The sequence below is a fragment of the Rufibacter sp. JT20002 genome (assembly GCF_056491185.1).
Window position 1 is genome coordinate 190332 of sequence record NZ_JBSZJY010000001.1, and the last position, 18099, is coordinate 208430.

The 18099-nt window shown below is 49.5% G+C and carries 13 protein-coding genes and 1 tRNA gene; 5 read left to right on the top strand and 9 right to left on the bottom strand.

Annotation, left to right across the window (positions count from 1 at the left end):
* Positions 1 to 626: 626 nt before the first annotated feature.
* The 7 genes from ACW9SV_RS00770 to mltG form a co-directional block, all read right to left on the bottom strand.
* Positions 627 to 794 (bottom strand): hypothetical protein, encoded by a 168-nt coding sequence (locus tag ACW9SV_RS00770; RefSeq protein ID WP_479554824.1) that lies wholly within the window; start codon positions 792 to 794, stop codon positions 627 to 629.
* Positions 766 to 1569 carry a helix-turn-helix domain-containing protein gene (locus ACW9SV_RS00775; protein ID WP_479554825.1) on the bottom strand — a complete coding sequence of 268 codons (804 nt, stop codon included), beginning with the start codon at positions 1567 to 1569 and terminating at the stop codon, positions 766 to 768. Before ACW9SV_RS00775 ends, ACW9SV_RS00770 begins: the two co-directional genes overlap by 29 nt.
* Positions 1570 to 1942: 373 nt before the next feature.
* A tRNA-Ser gene (locus ACW9SV_RS00780) sits at positions 1943 to 2027 on the bottom strand.
* A gap of 218 nt (positions 2028 to 2245) precedes the next feature.
* Positions 2246 to 3169 carry a YihY/virulence factor BrkB family protein gene (locus ACW9SV_RS00785; RefSeq protein ID WP_479554826.1) on the bottom strand — a complete coding sequence of 308 codons (924 nt, stop codon included), beginning with the start codon at positions 3167 to 3169 and terminating at the stop codon, positions 2246 to 2248.
* A gap of 2 nt (positions 3170 to 3171) precedes the next feature.
* Positions 3172 to 3585 carry an acyl-CoA thioesterase gene (locus tag ACW9SV_RS00790; RefSeq protein ID WP_479554827.1) on the bottom strand — a complete coding sequence of 138 codons (414 nt, stop codon included), beginning with the start codon at positions 3583 to 3585 and terminating at the stop codon, positions 3172 to 3174.
* A gap of 114 nt (positions 3586 to 3699) precedes the next feature.
* Positions 3700 to 4347, bottom strand: coding sequence for a DUF6624 domain-containing protein (locus ACW9SV_RS00795; protein WP_479554828.1), 648 nt, complete (start codon positions 4345 to 4347; stop codon positions 3700 to 3702).
* A 76-nt stretch (positions 4348 to 4423) separates the two neighbouring features.
* Positions 4424 to 5512 carry an endolytic transglycosylase MltG gene (mltG, locus tag ACW9SV_RS00800; RefSeq protein ID WP_479554829.1) on the bottom strand — a complete coding sequence of 363 codons (1089 nt, stop codon included), beginning with the start codon at positions 5510 to 5512 and terminating at the stop codon, positions 4424 to 4426.
* Between the two features lie 344 nt (positions 5513 to 5856).
* On the opposite strand from mltG, the gene ACW9SV_RS00805 reads away from it, so the two are divergent.
* The 3 genes from ACW9SV_RS00805 to ACW9SV_RS00815 all read left to right on the top strand — a co-directional run bounded on the left by ACW9SV_RS00805 (position 5857) and on the right by ACW9SV_RS00815 (position 11927).
* Positions 5857 to 6486, top strand: a complete 630-nt coding sequence (locus ACW9SV_RS00805; RefSeq protein WP_479554830.1) for an L-threonylcarbamoyladenylate synthase — start codon at positions 5857 to 5859, stop codon at positions 6484 to 6486.
* Positions 6487 to 7260: 774 nt separating this feature from the next.
* The gene (locus ACW9SV_RS00810; protein ID WP_479554831.1) at positions 7261 to 10476 is read left to right on the top strand and encodes a SusC/RagA family TonB-linked outer membrane protein; all 3216 of its coding nucleotides are present in this window, start codon (positions 7261 to 7263) and stop codon (positions 10474 to 10476) included.
* A gap of 11 nt (positions 10477 to 10487) precedes the next feature.
* On the top strand, positions 10488 to 11927 hold the full coding sequence (locus ACW9SV_RS00815) for a SusD/RagB family nutrient-binding outer membrane lipoprotein (RefSeq protein WP_479554832.1): 1440 nt from the start codon (positions 10488 to 10490) through the stop codon (positions 11925 to 11927).
* A gap of 190 nt (positions 11928 to 12117) precedes the next feature.
* Here ACW9SV_RS00815 and ACW9SV_RS00820 read toward each other — a convergent pair whose 3' ends face one another.
* Positions 12118 to 13053 (bottom strand): lysophospholipid acyltransferase family protein, encoded by a 936-nt coding sequence (locus ACW9SV_RS00820; protein WP_479554833.1) that lies wholly within the window; start codon positions 13051 to 13053, stop codon positions 12118 to 12120.
* A gap of 227 nt (positions 13054 to 13280) precedes the next feature.
* Positions 13281 to 14294, bottom strand: a complete 1014-nt coding sequence (locus ACW9SV_RS00825) for an LLM class flavin-dependent oxidoreductase (protein WP_479554834.1) — start codon at positions 14292 to 14294, stop codon at positions 13281 to 13283.
* Positions 14295 to 14785: 491 nt separating this feature from the next.
* On the opposite strand from ACW9SV_RS00825, the gene ACW9SV_RS00830 reads away from it, so the two are divergent.
* On the top strand, positions 14786 to 15403 hold the full coding sequence (locus tag ACW9SV_RS00830) for a WbqC family protein (protein ID WP_479554835.1): 618 nt from the start codon (positions 14786 to 14788) through the stop codon (positions 15401 to 15403).
* A gap of 95 nt (positions 15404 to 15498) precedes the next feature.
* Positions 15499 to 18096: an ATP-dependent Clp protease ATP-binding subunit gene (locus ACW9SV_RS00835; RefSeq protein WP_479554836.1), complete on the top strand. Its 2598-nt coding sequence runs from the start codon at positions 15499 to 15501 to the stop codon at positions 18094 to 18096.
* The last annotated feature ends 3 nt before the right edge of the window (positions 18097 to 18099 follow it).

Sequence of the window (18099 nt, forward strand, 5' to 3'; positions counted from 1 at the left end):
CACCAGGGCAGAGAGGTTCCGTTCGATTCTTCCGTCGGGGCCCTGAATTACATGCACACCAAAGGATGGGAGGTAATGGAGATCTACCGGGAGAACGGACATACCTATTACTTCATGAGACGTAAGCACTGAGAAGATAATTCACAAGGTGCCGGTGTAGACCCAGCACTTTAATTTACTTCAACATAATCCTTACTTCAGATATCCTATTTGTTGTTTGTTAGCCCAGGTTCTGTCGCTTACTTTGGCTTCAAATCCAGCAAATATTAGAGTTGATGCACTTTATAAAATTGCTATAATTTGCATTTGATGAGTCGGTAAACTTGAACCTAATCAAAGAGGGTGGCTGCTAATGGTTTCCAGGCAATGCACCTGCAAAAAACACTTTTACGGAGCTGCACTATTTAACTCACCCAAAGAAGCTGTCAAACGAAAATCCTACCTACCCGGTCAGACCCAAACCGTTCCAGCCTGGGGACTACACCTCCGCCCCTCGAATACAAGCTCCTTGTTCCAAGGCTCAACAGCCTTCCTCTGCTACGGTGCCGAGTAGGAGGAGTTCCTACCGGGAAAGCGTGCCCATCTTCCCGGTAGGAACTCCCAGCTTAGTGATATGAGGGTATGGCTTACAGGGGCTTAACCGGGATGCACATGTCAAAGATGTGCAGCTTCTGGGGGTGCTTCCCCGGCTCATTTAGGTGGCTGATGTAGAAGTTCCGGTTGTCAGGTTGGTAGCCATTGACGGGGAGCCACTCCCGGAAGACGTTATCCCAGGCCGAGAAGCACTCGGCCATGGTGGCCTCCTTGTGGACCACCGCGTATTTGCCGCCCGTCAGGACCGTACTGCCAATAATTCCCTCGCCTAACCGTCAGGCACACATCCGCCTGAATGAACCCGCTGGGGTTGGGGTTGCTCCGGTACACCGTCAGGGCCTTGGTCTCGGGGAGGTTGACCAGTTCCCTGGGGGCGGCCCACCGCATCAGCGCCTCGAACATGCTCCCGAACCCCTCGCTGTCGTGCAGGTGGATGTTCAGGTTCCTAAGGTACACCACGTGCAGCTCGGGCAGGTCCCTTACCTCTACTTCAATTGAAATCCCTTTTTCCATACTTGTCTCTTTTAGGTTATAGATTCTGGAGGCAAGGTAGGATTCCATCTTTTCGCGCAGGTCGCGCTTGTTGCCTTCTTCCTTACAGATCTTGCTATCCTCTCCTTGGAGGCTTTCACGGTACTCGGTCGGGGTCATGCGGCGGGCATCCTTGAACGTCCGGAAGAAGGAAGTCTCGTTGGCAAAGCCGCTGAGGAAGGCGATCTCGCTAATCGGGGCAGAAGAAGAATGGGTCAGGTAGAAGGCGGCCCTTTCCACCCGCGCGTCCCTGATGAAGCGGCTGAGGGTTTTGCCGGTAGTGGCCTTGAATACCCGGTGGAAGTGGAACTTGGAGAAATGGGACCGCTCGGCCACGGCGTCCAAGGATAGGTCCTCCCGCAGATGCAGCCGGATGTAGTCGATGGCTTTGTTCACCCTTGCAAAGTACTCGCTTAAGGATTGCTCCTGCACCGGTTTGCCCATGAAGGTACTTGTTTCTCTATTACATTTATTCTAACCGCCCCTATCACATCTGTGGTTTGAAGTAGTACCAGGATCACGGGATCTTCTGACAGGAAAGACTAATATCGCACAGCGTTTACTTCTTGGGCTTTCCCCTAAGTGGCTGGACGCAAAAATAACAGCCGTGCTGGAAATCCGACCTATCTCCTTTGATTTAAAGCGTTATCCTTTCAAGAGATTGCACTCACCTTCTCTACATAACCTAAAGATGGATGTACACTTGTTTTATGTATGGCCCAGCAAGTTTCTAAATGTTAAAACAGTCCGATATCTGTCCGAACTAAAACAAAAAGCCCTGTAAGCTTTCACCTACAGGGCTTTTTCTAGTTACTCGCAGAGAGAGAGGGATTCGAACCCCCGGACCCGCAAAGGTCAACGGTTTTCAAGACCGCCGCAATCGACCACTCTGCCATCTCTCTAAATGTGACACAAAAGTAATGGGTGGAAGTGTACCTGTCAAGTACTAGGGCCGCTTTTTTCTAAAATTTAAATCAAAATTTAGCCCCTTCCCTCTTTAAACCTTGAAAGTCAAATAGCTACAAACCAAAAAAATTCTACACAATAACCTTGAAGTTGATCCTAAGTCACCCTTCACCTACGTTTCGGGGCCTTTTTCAGGAAACAGAGCTTAAAACCGCTATACTTTTCCACGTACCAGGCGTTTGGTTAACGCGTCTATGCTGATGTTCACCTCAAACCCTACAATAAGACTCATGCAAACAAAATCCAGCCAAACCATTAGACCGATCAAAGCCCCTATGGAGCCATAGAATTTATTGTAAGAGTCAAACTTGCCGATGTACAGCGAAAAAAGCCAGGAAACCAGAAAAATCAGCACGGTGGCTACTACCGATCCGGCCGAGACAAACGGCCATTTATCATGGACCGCCGGTACGTAATAGTAGATCATAGACGTAGCCAGGAAAAACAGCAACACTACCGCCAAGTATTTTACAGACACAATCAGGCCGTAGGTGAAGGATTCGGTCACGATTTCGTAAAACACCAGCGCATCCAGGATATACGTCCCAAAGAAAATGGCCCCGATGGCCAGAAACAAAATCAGAGCCAAGGCCACAGTGAGCAAAGTGGCAATTAGTCGCTTGCGCAGGTAGGTACGCTTCCGGAACGTCTTGTATTTTTTGTCAAAGGCATCCATCAGGCTCATGATGCCATTGGTAGACAGCACCAGCGCAAAAAGAAAACCGAAGGAAAGCAAGCCTCCGCGGGGTTTGTTCACGATGTCCTCAATAGTATCAGCGGCCACCACGTAGATCTCGGCGGGCATTAAATCGCCTAGCAAAGTAAGGATGTCGCGGTCCAGGTGCCCTACCGGAATGTACGGGATGAGCGTAAACAAAAAGATGATGGTGGGAAAAATAGCCAGCGTGAAGTTGAAGGCCATGTAAGAAGACCGCTTGGTGAGCGAATCCATCTTCAGTTCGTTCATCATCACCTTGAGCACATGGTACACAGACACCTGCTCCTCGCCAAAACGCATCCGTTTCAGGAGAACGATCAACTTCCGGTACCACCGGTATTGGTGCAGGCGCTCGTACATGCTTAAAAAATAAAATGCGGGTCTATTTTCTCATGAATGTACTGCGGAATGGCCGTGGGACGGCTAGTTTTCATATCCACAAAGACCATCACGGTTTCCCCCACATTCAATAATTCCTGGGCCTCATTGTACACCTCGTACTCAAACTTGATGCGGGCACCCTGGGGTTTGGTTTTCAGGAAAAGCTTCACGGTGAGCAGGTCATCATACCGGGCCGGCCTAATGTATTTGCAACGCAACTCCAGCACGGGCATCATCACGCCCTCGGCTTCCATCTCTTTGTAGTTGATGCCTAACTGCCGAAACGTCTCGGTACGGGCCACCTCATAATAAGCGCCATAGTTCCCGTAATAGACATAGCCCATTTGGTCGGTTTCGGCGTAGCGCACGCGTATCTGTACTTCTGATGTAAACAAAGTCTTTATCCTATAAAATGAAATCAGCTTTGGGGCTAATTAAACAAAACTGGACCCAAAACATACATGACCCTGACCAGAGATTTTGCCTCCTTCAGGTTCGGCGAAGAAACGTTACTGAATCTTGCGACCTGCATGAAGCAATTCTTCGGCCGGATTATAAGTGGCATTCAGAAGCGCAGCATACTCCTCAATGGTTTGTCTGAAGCCAATTGCTTTTCTTCGGGCGTTCACGTTTTTACTGTCAGCCACGGGCCAGATTCCGTTAGAACCATCCTCCCGGTTCATGGAGGTTGCCTGTGTCCCGTAAATTTGCTTTTTGCCTTGATACATGAGCAAACGGTCTTCCATCATGGCTGCTGACACTTTGCTTGCTTCTCCTTTCTGCGCCATCTTCTGCAATTCTGGTAGGTATTTTTCTATCACGGCAGAGGGTGCGTGCTGAACCACCAAAAACAATCCGTCAGAGGCCTTCTCCCCTAGCTTACTTTTGGGCAACCAGCCGTACTGCTCTAAAATCTTCTGTACCTGAACTTGATTTACCGAGTCTACCCGCCGCATTTTCAGGAAAAAAGCATTCCTATCCTCCTCCTTCACTTCATTGAACCCTTCGCGGATCGCTTGGTCCACATCGTGGATTTTCTCCAGTTCCGCTCGTATGGCGTCATACGGAACGGGTACAAGTGCTTTCCGGTCCGCTTGCCCGCACGCGCTTAGGATGGAACACCAGGAAAGAAGAAGGAACGTGACTGCTTTTCTCATACAAAGAAGTTTTACAAAGCGTGAAGGAAATCCGTTTACAACCTGATTTTAAGAAAAGAGCCCAAGAAAGTGCCCGTTATCGCATGATGTTGCGCTGGTTCATGGCGGCATGGAACCGTTGGGCGTTCCGCCGGTGCTCTGCCTCGGTCACGGCAAATGCGTGGTACCCAGAGAAGTCCTCCTTCGCGCAGAAATACAAGTACTCGTGCTCTTCAGGATTCAGGACGGCGTTAATGGACGTAATGGATGGCAAATTGATGGGCCCCGGAGGCAGCCCTTTGTTCAGGTACGTGTTGTAAGGCGAATTCACCCGAAGGTGCTGGTTAAGTACGCGCCGGATGGTGAAGTCCCCGGTGGCAAACACCACAGTAGGGTCGGCTTGAAGGGGCATGTTGCGCTCCAGGCGGTTCAGGTACACGCCCGCAATACGAGGCCGCTCATCGGCGTGCACCGACTGCTCTGCCTGCACAATAGAGGCCAGAATGGACACCTCTTTCTGGGAAAGACCTACATCTTGGGCTTTGGCTTTGCGCTCCTCGGTCCAGAAGTTGTCGTACTCCTTTTTCATCCGCTTCATCATGTCTGGAGCCGAGGTGGTCCAGTACATCTCATAAGTATTGGGGATGAACATGGTGAGGATGGTGGTGGTATCAAAGCCCAGTTGCTTGGTGAACGAAGGGCTGCTCAGCAAAGAATCGATCTCGGCGGGCGTTGAGTTGATGAAGGTGCTTAGTTTCTGGGCCAGGTCTTTTTTCAAGCGTACGTTGGTGTAGGTCAGCTTCACCGGATCCTGGTCGCCAGACCGCAGCTTGGCCACCAGTTTGTAGTTGGTCATGCCGTCTTTTAACTCATAACGGCCAGGCTTCACCAGTTCGGGATAATCCATCAGCTTGGCCATGAACCGGAAAGACAGTCGGTCTATGATGACCTTCTTGGAGTCAATAGAATCCATGGCTTGCTCATACGTGGCCCCGTTGGGGATAAGCACATACACCGGCTCTCCTTTGTTTTCAACGTTGGCGGTATACACAATCTGGTAGGCGTAGTACGAGAAGCAAACGAATAGGAACATTAGTACCACCAGGACATAGGTCCACTTGCTTGTCTTGCGGGGCTTACGCGGCCCTCTGGGACCACGGGTGACAGGTATGTTTTGTTCTGACATAGTAGGCAAAGGTACAAAATATTGAGTGATTGGATAAACGTGCGTTTGGCGGAAAATGCCACTGTAAAAATCCATAGAAGACCCCCAACGGCTGGCCCGCCAAATGAAAGCTGGCTAAAATAAACCCATTACTTCTCCCGCAAACCTCTAGCTTTGGCTTTAAATGGCTCTTGGTTGTTTCACCGTCAGAAAACCCCAAAACAATTGGATTTCGCTTTGCGGGCGCTTTCCTGAATCTAACCTGAAAACGGAAAATTTGGTTTGAGCGTATCCTATTACAATTACCCTCGTGGCACCGTACCGCATTGGCACATTCACGTATCAGCAAATTAGCATAATAACCCATGGCACAGGCTACTTTATTGAAGATTCACCCAGACAACCCTCAGGCGAAAAGCATTGCAACCGCAGTGGAAATTTTACGAAAAGGAGGGCTTGTGATCTACCCCACAGACACCATTTACGGCTTAGGCTGCGACCTGCATAATGCCCGGGCGGTGGAACGGCTTTGCCAACTGCGGGGCTTGAATCCGGCTAAGGCACACCTTTCGTTTATCTGCCATGACCTTACCCACATCTCAGACTACGCCAAAATCTCTACCCAAACCTACAAGATCATGAAGAAGGCCTTGCCTGGCCCATTCACGTTTGTGCTGGAGGCCAGCAGCAAAGTGCCCAAATTGGGCGGCAAACGGAAAGACACCGTTGGGATCAGGATTCCGGACAATAAAATTCCCTTAACCCTAGTGCAGGAGTTGGGCAACCCTATTGTGACCACTTCCATTCACGACGAAGACGAGGTAATTGAGTACACCACCGATCCCGAGTTGATTTATGAGAAGTACCGTAACCTGGTAGACCTGGTTATTGACGGAGGGTTTGGCAATAACGTGGCTTCTACGGTGGTCAACTGCGAGAACGATGAATACGAGGTGCTCCGCCAAGGTGCCGGAGAGATAGAAGCATTTTTATAACTCCTTTTATGGATATTTAGAGCTGAGCCAGGGGCTTGTCGCTTCAGGTTTGAAGCTTTTTTTAAGAAACTAAGCAAAAAAAGCCTGCGGAATATTATTCGCAGGCTTTTTCTATTTAAGCCAAAACTTCTGATTAGTGGTAGTTTCCTTTATGCCGTTGATGTGAATGCTTTGTTTTAAGCTACTGACTAATTACTTGAGGTTTCCGGCTACATTTTAGTTGTTTTTTCTAGTTGATTCAGGTCACTGTTGGTTTTACTCCTCCGCTAGAGTCAATACCTTTTTCTAAGCCTCATTAGGCGACAGGATCAACTGCGGCTGATTAAGGGAAGAGGTTGCCTGATGATAGGTTTGTTCCGGAGTAAAGTGGTTTTCTAAAGGCCCAGCTTCACCTACAACAATAAGTTTAGCGGCAAAATCAATTAGAAGAGAAACGAAATCAGTGACATTCTTAGGTCATAAAAACAGATCATCTAAAGCCTTTTAGAGACAACATCCTCGTTAACAAACACCTATCTCACATCCCTATTCTCTTAATATTAAAACAATTCTTTTAATTTTTTCAATTTTTCTCTGCAATTGTGCAACTGTTGACTAGTTAAAGTACTCTTTAGGTTTATAGAGAAATCCCTAGATTTAATCAGAGGCATAAGGATTTTAGGAAAGTCCTTATGCTTCCATTTGCCCACTCCCCACCAGCTAGGCCCCTCTAGCTGAAAACAGTTTCCATTCACATCAATCCAAAAACAATGCTTACAAAATCTTCTAAACCCAATGAAAAAAAGTTTACTTCTCACCTTGCTGGTCCTTTCCTGCTTTATGAGTCAGGCGTGGGCACAGACTGCTACTGTTACGGGTACGGTAACCTCCGCCGATGACGGTAGCCCTCTCCCCGGCGTTTCTGTTGTTGTAAAAGGAACCCAGGTTGGAACCTCTACCAGTGTTTCGGGTACCTACTCCCTTACCGTACCTGACCAGAACGCCTCCCTTGTCTTCAGCTTTATCGGCTACAAACCGCTAGAACGGGCCATAAACGGGGCCACCACCATCAACGTGGCCCTGGTGTCAGACGCCACCCAACTAACTGAGGTGGTGGTCACTGCCCTAGGCGTAGAAAGAAGCCGCAACTCCCTCCCCTTTGCCGCTACGCAGTTGGAAGGCGAAACGGTAACAGCTGCCCGTAACCCCAACATGATCAATTCCCTCTCCGGGAAAGTAGCGGGCCTCACCGTCACCCAATCCAACACCCTTGGCGGATCCTCCAACGTGGTCATCAGGGGCACCAAATCCCTGACCGGTAACAACCAGGCCCTGTTTGTGGTAGACGGTGTCCCTATCAGCAATGATGTTGCCAACACCCTTGACCAGGCAACCGGCCGGGGTGGTTTTGACTACGGGAACCCTGCGGCCGACATTAACCCAGATGATATTGAATCTATGAGCATCTTGAAAGGCGCCGCCGCCACCGCGCTGTATGGTTCACGGGCTGCCAACGGGGTTATCCTGATCACTACCAAAAAAGGCAGACGCGGTCTTGGGGTTACCCTCAATAACGGTCTTACCCTAGGCTTCATAGACAAAAAGACCTTTCCGGAATACCAAAAGGAATACGGGGCAGGCTACGTGGCCAGTTGGACCAGATTTGACGTGGACGGAGACGGAGCACTGGATAATGTGGTTCGCATGGGAGATGACGCTTCCTATGGATACCCTTTTGATCCCAACCTCCTGGTTTACCAATGGGATGCCTTTGATCCTGCATCGCCTAACTACAGGAGGCCTCGCCCCTGGGTAGCCGCCGAAAATGGCCCAGAGTATTTCCTTGAAACCGCGGTTTCATATAACAACAGTATCACTATTGACGGTGGTAACGAAAAAGCGAATTTTAAGCTAGGGTATTTCCGCAACGAAGACAAAGGGATTCTGCCCAACAGCAAGATCACCAAGAACATGATCAACTTTGCGGGCTCTCTGAACCTGACAAACAAACTATCCGCCAGCGCGGGCGTGAACTTCAGTCAGCAAGGGGGTTTGGGGCGATACGGCTCGGGGTACAACTCCATCAACCCCATGCTGGGTTTCCGGCAATGGTTCCAGACAAACGTTGACCTGAAAGAGCAGGAAGCGGCCTATTTCCGCAATCGGCAGAACATTACCTGGAACTGGAGAAGCCCTTCTAACCTTACGGCCGCGTACCATGACAACGTGTACTGGACCCGCTATGAAAACTTTGAGAGCGATGAACGGTACCGCACATTTGGCAACGTTGCCGCCAATTACAAGTTCACCGATTGGCTTGATCTCACTGGCCGCCTCTCTCTGGACACTTATGATGAGCTACAGGAAGAACGTTATGCCATAGGTAGCACCACCAATGACCAAGACCCCAATTACACCCGTTTTAACAGAACGTTCAGGGAATTCAACTTTGACTTGTTCGCCAACTTTGACCGCAACATCACCGAGGATTTCAATATCAGGGGCTTGGTGGGGTTGAACGTGAGAAGATCTCAACTGAACTCCATTAGGGCATCTACCAGTGGTGGGTTAGTGGTTCCTAGGCTGTATGCTTTATCCAACTCCCTGAACCTGCTTTCCCCGCCCCTTGAAAGTGAGCAACGCCGCGCTGTGGATGGCATCTTCGCCAACGCCACGTTAGGTTACCGGGAAACGGTGTTCTTAGATTTATCTGCCAGAAGAGACCAATCCTCTACCCTTCCAAGAGGCAACAACTCCTACTTCTATCCATCTGTGGCCTTGAGCTTTGTCTTTTCAGAACTACTTAAGCAAGACTGGCTGTCATACGCCAAATTGAGGGGTAACTACGCCGAGGTAGGTAATGATGCGCCCTTTGCGGCCACAGACAGGTATTATAACAAACAAGACGAGGAAATAGACGAACCTATTGGTAGTTTCGGGGGAATCCCGCTGTATTCTGTTCCGGGCACCCGCTATAACCCAGACCTGAAACCGGAAAGAACCAAAAGCTCAGAAATTGGCTTGGAAACGGCTTTCCTGGATAACCGCTTAGGTTTTGAGGTAACGGTGTACAAGTCAAACACCATCAACCAGATCTTGCCGGTGTCTGTCTCTGCGGCTACGGGGTATTCTTTCAAATATGTGAATGCCGGGGAAGTGGAAAACCGCGGAATTGAGGCAGCCCTCCGGTTCCAGCCTATCAAGAACGATGCCTTCACCTGGAACCTGAACCTAAACTGGACCCACAATAGAAACGAAGTGATAGCCTTGGCAGAAGGCGAGAACATGATCTTGGCCAACTACCAAAGCGGTATTACTTCTAATGCCGCCGTGGGCCGACCCTTTGGGATTCTCAGGGGACAGGGCTTTGTCTTGCACGAAAACGGTGGCAGAATGGTAGATGAAGACGGTTACTACCTTCTTTCAGATCCTACCAAAGAAATCGCCAACCCTAACCCCGACTGGCAAGGAGGTATCTCTAACACTTTCTCTTTCAAAGGACTCTCGCTATACTTCCTGATTGACATCCGCAAGGGAGGTGAGTTGTTCAACCTGGATACTTACTATGGGTTCGGGACTGGGCTTTATCCAGAAACTGCCGGCCTGAATGACCTGGGCAATCCTTCCCGGCTTCCTATCGCTGAGGGGGGTGGCATCATCTTACCGGGGGTGAAGGAAGACGGTACGCCCAATGACATCCGGGTAGAAAATACCGAAGGGGTACTGGGGTACTATACTCCCAATGAATTCCATGTGTACGGAGCCGGGTTTGTGAAATTGCGGGAAGCATCTCTGACTTACACCCTACCCCAGCGGCTCATCTCCAAACTGAAAGTCTTCAAAGGCATTGATGTGTCTGTGGTAGGCCGTAACCTTTGGATCATTGACAAAGATGTTCCTTACTCAGATCCCGAAGCGGGCTTTGGGGCTGGCAACTTAGGCCAGGGTTACCTGAGTGGAGCCTATCCAACTGCCCGCAACGTGGGTTTCAACTTAAGATTCCAATTTTAATGAAGAAGACGATGAAAAAGATATTTCTATACAGCTTAGCGTCTTTGCTCCTGGCCACCTCCTGCGTAAACGACCTGGACGACGATTACAATTTGGACCCCAAACGGGCTACAGACGTACCGCCCACTACTTTGGTGAGCAATGCCCAGTTTAACTTAACCAACGTCATCACCACCCCAGACTATAACACCAATGTGTTCCGGTACTATGTACAGCATTGGGCCGCGGCGCAATACCCAGATGAGAGTCAATACAACATCAACACCCGCGAGATCAACCGGTTCTTCTGGACCATCCTGTACCGCGATGTATTGGCCGATCTGCGGGAAGCCAGAACTCTTATTACCGCCAACAACCTAATGGCAGCTAATTTGAAAGCAGGTCAATTAGCCTGTATTGAGGTACTGGAAGTATACGCGTGGTCAATACTGGTGAATACCTACGGAGACATCCCGTACTTTGAAGCCCTGGACATTAACAACGTGCAGCCTTCCTATGACGATGATGTGGCTATCTACAATGATCTGTTCACCCGGTTAGATGCCGCCATCAATACCCTGTCCCAAAACTCAACCAATGCCGGTTTGGGCAACAGCGATCTGTTCTACGGCGGAGACATGGAGCAGTGGTTCAGATTCGCGAACTCGCTTAAATTGAGAATGGGCATCACCATTGCTGATGTGAACGAAACCAAAGCCAGAACCATAGTGGAAGCGGCGGCACCCAACGTATTCACTTCCAGCGACGATGATGCCCGGTTGATTTACACGCCCAACGTACCCACCGCCAACCCGGTTTATGATGAGTTACGCCAACGGGATGACAATGTGGCCGCCAACACCTTCATTGATGTGCTCCTGGATTTGGAAGACCCCCGGTTGAATGAGTTCTTCAGACCAGCCCCAGAAGGGGAAAACGAAGGTGAGTTCGTGGGTGGTGTCTACGGGGACCTGAATAATTACCCGGATGTGGCCCAGCCAAGTGACCTTGTCAGGGAACCAGATGCACCGGGCATCCTGCTCTCCTACACGGAGGTAGAGTTTCTGCTGGCCGAGGCTGCCTTGAGAGGTTTCAATGTACCCGGCTCCGCGCAGGAACATTATACGGCTGCCATCACCTCCTCCATTGTGAATGACTGGGGCGGCACCCCGAATGAGGCCACCGCTTACCTGCAGCAACCCGAGGTGATGCTCAACACCGGTAACTGGAGACAAAGCCTAGGCGTGCAGAAATGGATTGCGCTATATAACCAACCCGTGGAGGGCTGGAAAGAGTGGAGGAGACTGGATTATCCGCAATTGGTGGCTCCGCCGCTGGCCCAATCAGAGATTCCGCTCCGTTTCCCTTACCCCGCTACCGAGCAGAACCTAAACAACGCCAACTACTCGGCGGCCGCTGCTGCCATTGGTGGCGATGTTGTGACCACCAGAGTTTTCTGGGACGTGGATTGATCTTTTGCGCTACTTCAGACCAAAATTAAAAGCCCCGGCTGCTTTTGGCAGCCGGGGCTTTTTTCCAGGGGAAGTACACCCTTCCGGCGGACGTGTAATTAGCCTGTTTTCAGAAAATAAGCATAAAAAGGCGTTAGTGGCCTCAGACAAAATCAAAAGAGGCATCAACCCCATAAGATTGATGCCTCTTCTAAGCCTCTGAGCTTGGCTCTGGCTTCTTATGTTTCCAACGCTTATGTGACCAGAGGTAATCTGCCGGATACTGCTCTATCCAAGCCTCCAAGGTTCGGGCGAAAGCCTCCGTGAGCGGGTGACCTACTTCTTTGACATCGGCTTGTGGGGCAGGAAGGAGCTCTTGGAAAACTACTTCATAGTATCCACGCTTCACGTGGCGCATGCCTACAAAAAAGGTGGGGAAGTTAAACGAGGTTCTCAGCTTGTCTGCCCCTACATAAAAGGCGGTATCTTGGTGCAGGAAATTAGTCCAGTATTGAATTTCACCGTAGGGTGGCACTTGGTCTGAGAGTAGAGTAAGGATTCTTGACTGGCCCCGATGGCGCAGTAAGTGGCGCAAGGTCTCCTTCATTTTCACCAAAGTGATCCCAAAACGGCTCCGCAGAAACCACAGGAATGATTCAAAGAAAGAACTGGCCAAAGGCTTATACACGCCATCCACGGGGAAACCAAAATGCCTGTTCCCAGCCGCTGACATAAATTCCCAGTTCCCCAGGTGAGCCCCCAATATCATAACCGGAACACCTTGACGGAGATATGCTTCTACCTTCTCGCTTTTGCGCAAGTGAACCCGCTTCTCTAATTCTTCAGCCGATAAGGAAACCAATTTCAGGGTCTCCACCATGATATCGGTTAGGTTCTGGAAAAACTGTTTTTCAATTGTCCGCAGTTCAGCAATGGTTTTCTGGGGAAAGGATTTTTCCAGATTTTGCCGCACTACTTTTTTCCGGTAACCCACCAGGCGATAAAGGACAAAGTACAAAAAAGAAGAAAAGGCATAGAGCACCGGGAAAGGCAGCAGGGAAATGCCTTTAAGAAACCACCAGAGCGGAAGTTGGCTGGGTTTCAGGTCTGGGCGGGTAATAGATGATATGGCTGGTTCTGGGTGCATTTTCTGGAAAACAGGCCAAAAACAGTGGAGCTGCTTTCAACGCTGGCAAAGGTAAGCAGCAATTAGGGATATACCTCATGTTCAGTTCTGAGGCAAAGCGCTTTGATTATTAGGCTTAGGCAAACACTCCTCTAAATAGGAACTGCGCCGCTGTTCGTCACCAGCCTTGCAAGGCAAAGCGTTTGGTTGAACAGCGGCGCAGTAACTAAAAAAGAATTACCTGTTGGTTACACAGACTTTTTGAAAAACTGAGACACAATCTCGTAAGAATGAACCCTGGCGCTGTGGTCATAGATATTGGAACCTACCATGATCTCATCTACGCCGGTCTCATCCAGAAACGCTTGCAGTTCTTCCTCAATGGTCTTTGGCCCACCAATGAAGGAATACCGGAGCATCTGCTGTACGGCGTAGCGCTCAGAGGCATCCCAAAGGCCATCCATGCTTTTCACGGGTGGCTGCATAGGTTTGCCGGTGCCCCGCACCACGTTCAGGAAAGACTGGTACAGCGAAGTAGATTGGTAAATGGCCTCTTCATCAGTATCGGCGGCAATCACGTTCACGCAGGCCATGGCATACGGCTCCTTCATATCGCCAATGGGCTGAAAGCTTTCCTTGTACACCTTCAAGGCGGCGTGCAGATGAGAAGGAGCAAAATGGCTGGCGAAAGCGTACGGCATTCCCAAGATACCGGCCAGTTGCGCACCGAAGGTGCTGGAGCCCAAAACCCAGATAGGCACATGAGACCCCTCGCCAGGCACTGCCCGCACCCGAGCCGTGGGATCAATTGGCCCCAGATAGCTTTTCAACTCCACTACGTTCTGCGGAAAATCATCTACCGAGCCGCGCAAATCCCGCCGTAGGGCTTGAGCCGTCGATTGGTCGGTTCCAGGGGCGCGTCCCAGCCCCAGGTCAATGCGGCCTGGGTACAAAGTGGCCAAAGTCCCGAATTGCTCGGCTACCACCAGTGGGGCGTGATTAGGTAGCATGATTCCGCCAGAGCCTACGCGGATGCGGGAGGTAGCTCCGGCCACGTGCCCAATCAACACCACGGTGGCGGAACTGGCAATGCCGGCCATGTTGTGGTGCTCGGCCATCCAATAGCGTCTATACCCCAACTTTTCGACCTGCTGCGCTAAGTCAACGGTGTTTTTGAAAGATTCGGCGGCGGTTTTTTCGTGCAGGATGGGCACCAGATCCAGCACCGACACTGATATATCTGAAAGTTTTTTACTTGGCATGTTCTATCAACTATAACTCAACCCTTCTTTTACGGCTGATCTTCTAAAAGGCAAAAGTACGGGCAGAAAGTTCTGGCCGCGGTGCCATTTACCGTTACCTCCATGATACCACCTTCCCTCTTTTGCCACACTTTGAGGAAAGAGGCTCCAGAACACCCCTACCTTGACATTCTTTGAGAAATAACATTTCGGGAACTACCAGCCTCCTCCCTTTTGTTTTACCTAGAGCAAGCGAAAGGCCAGCACCTACCTTACTATAAGCCGAAAAAACAAGGAGTAAACCGGTTTGACACATCTAATAGGGTAGTCGGGGTTACTAAAGGCTAAAATCCTATTTCAAAAGTGACACTAAGTCAGGTTCTTCTTCTTTCTCAGAAGATTAAACTTGCCTTCTGTAAGCATAATTTAACGAGTTTCTTACAGGCTACTATCGATCACGGTGCAAGTCTCCAAAATTTCCTTTACTTGCACTTATTCAACTTTACCCTTGCATGCATTTATTAACCGAGGCCCAATACAACCCTAGTATCCTTTATTTTCAGAAAGCTTTTGAAGCTGATGAATTACTTTTTGAGGCTCATGAGCACTACCAGAAACAAAGTTACCGTAACCGGTGCCACATTCTCACGGCGCAGGGCGTGGTACCGCTGTCGGTGCCCGTGGTGAAAGGCAACAGCAAAACCATTATCTCTGAGTTGGAGATTGACTACGGCCAGCGCTGGATGGACATTCACTGGCGCACGATCAGGAGCGCATACGGCAATGCCCCCTTCTTCGAATTCTACGCAGATTACATCAAAGACATCTATGATCGTAGGCCGGCTCTTCTGTTCCAGCTCAACATGGATTTAATGAAACTTTTTGCTAAATTCCTAAAGCTAAAGCAACCAATAGGCCTTACTAAAACGTATGTGAAGACATACGAGGCACCGGTGTTGGATTGGCGCGGGGAACTTCATCCCAAGAAGGAGCCTGACAATTTGCGCTTAATGCCATACCGGCAGGTGTTTGGCAAACAATTTGCAATAAACCTGAGTATACTGGATCTGTTGTTTAACCTTGGCCCAGAGGCATCTACTTATTTACAGAATCCTGCGGCTTTCTGTTGAACATTTGCCCCACTCATTTTGTTATTTTTAATGCGTAGCCTTGGCAGCACAGCTGCAGTACACGCACAACAACAATTTACTAGACAAGAACTTACATGGAAGCCAAATTCTCAAATAGAGTGAAAGAGGTGATCTCTCTCAGTCGCGAGGAAGCGATCCGTTTGGGGCATGATTACATCGGCACCGAGCACCTGCTTCTGGGTATGATCCGCGAAGGAGAAGGCACCGCAATTGCTTTGCTTAAAAAACTGGGAGTACCTATGGAGGAGCTTAAGTACGCGCTTGAGCAGGCCACCAAGAATACGGCCAGTCCTAATACCAATATTACCGGTAGCATACCGCTTACCAAACAGACGGAGAAGGTCCTGAAAATAACGTATTTGGAGGCTAAAATCTTCAAGTCAGACATCATAGGTACAGAACACCTGTTGCTGTCTATTTTGCGGGATGAGGACAATATTTCATCGCAAACCTTAGCCAAATTCAACGTGAACTATGAAGCTATTCGGGATTCGTTAGACTATCATGCTAACAACCCTCTTGCCTCCTCAGATACCGATGACAACGATGATAACGACAAACTCTTTGGCTCTTCCTCTAAAGGAGGCGCTGGCTCTGCAGCCAAGAAGGGTGCCGAAAAATCCCGCACCCCGGTGTTGGACAACTTCGGTCGTGATCTGACTAAATTGGCCGAGGAAGGCAAATTAGATCCTATTGTGGGTCGTGAAAAAGAAATTGAGCGCGTGGCCCAAGTATTGAGCCGCCGTAAGAAAAACAACCCAATCTTGATTGGGGAGCCTGGCGTGGGTAAAACCGCCATCGCTGAAGGTCTTGCGCTGCGCATTATTCAGAAAAAGGTTTCTCGTGTACTTTTCGGAAAACGAGTGGTAACCTTAGACCTAGCCTCTTTGGTGGCAGGTACTAAATACCGCGGTCAGTTTGAAGAGCGCATGAAGGCCGTGATGAACGAACTGGAGAAATCTCCGGACGTGATTCTCTTCATTGATGAGCTGCACACCATTGTAGGTGCTGGTGGAGCCTCCGGATCTCTGGATGCCTCTAACATGTTCAAACCTGCTCTGGCCCGTGGCGAAATCCAATGCATTGGCGCTACTACGCTAGACGAGTACCGTCAGTACATTGAGAAAGATGGTGCTTTGGCTCGTCGTTTCCAGATTGTGATGGTAGATCCTACCACCCCAGAGGAAACCATTGAGATCCTGCACAACATCAAAGACAAATATCAGGATCACCACCACGTAACCTATTCAGACAAGGCCATTGAGGCCTGTGTGAAGTTGAGCGACCGCTACATGAGCGACCGTTTCTTACCAGACAAGGCGATTGACATTCTGGATGAGGCCGGTGCCCGCGTGCACATCAACAACATTGTGGTGCCAGAAGATATTCTTAACCTGGAGCAACAGATTGAGAATATTAAAGATGAGAAAAACCGCGTGGTGAAAAGCCAGAAATACGAAGAGGCTGCTCAGCTGCGCGACAAAGAGAAAAAACTTCTTGACCAACTGGACGCCGCTAAGAAAAGCTGGGAAGAGGAAACCAAGAAGAAGCGTTACGCTGTGAAAGAAGAAAACGTGGCTGAGGTAATCGCCATGATGACGGGTATTCCGGTGAAACGTATCGCGCAGAAAGAAAGCCTCAAGCTTTTGAATATGGGCGAAGAATTGAAAGGCAAAGTGATTGGCCAGGACAAAGCGATTCAACAGTTGGTAAAAGCCATCCAGAGAACCCGCGTTGGTCTGAAAGACCCAAAACGCCCTATCGGTTCCTTCGTGTTCTTAGGCCCAACAGGGGTTGGTAAAACCGAGCTTGCCAAAGTGCTGGCTACCTACCTGTTTGACAAAGAAGACGCCCTGGTACGTATTGACATGAGTGAGTACATGGAGAAATTCAGCGTATCTCGCTTGGTGGGAGCGCCTCCAGGCTACGTGGGCTACGAAGAAGGCGGTCAGTTAACGGAGAAAATCCGTCGTAAGCCTTACTCTGTAGTATTGCTCGATGAGATTGAGAAAGCGCACCCAGACGTGTACAACCTGCTGCTGCAAGTATTAGATGACGGTGTGTTGACCGATGGTTTAGGCCGCAAGGTGGACTTCAGAAACACCATCATCATCATGACCTCTAACATCGGAGCTCGTGACTTGCAAGACTTCGGAGCTGGAGTTGGTTTCGCGACCAAAACCCGCCAGGAGAACATGGACGATATCATGAAAGGCACCATTGCTTCTGCCTTGAAAAAAACGTTCTCCCCTGAGTTCCTGAACCGTCTGGATGATGTGATCGTGTTTAACTCTCTGGCTAAAGAAGATATCCATAAAATCATTGATATCTCACTTGCCAAGCTGTTGACTCGTATCAAAACGTTGGGTTACACTATTGAGATCACTGACAAGGCCAAAGACTTTGTGGCCGAGAAAGGATATGACTCTAAGTATGGTGCCCGTCCGTTGAACCGTGCCATCACCAAGTATATGGAAGATCCAATTGCGGAGGAGATCCTGAAAGCTGAACTTGCTCAGGGAGACATCATCCTGATTGACTACGAAGAAGGCAAAGAAGAGCTTACTTTCTCTAACCGTAAGAACGAGGACGCAACTCCTGACACTTCTGATGATCTTCCGGCCTCTTCAGAAGAAGAGACCACGCCAACCGATGGTAAGAAGAAAGACTAATCG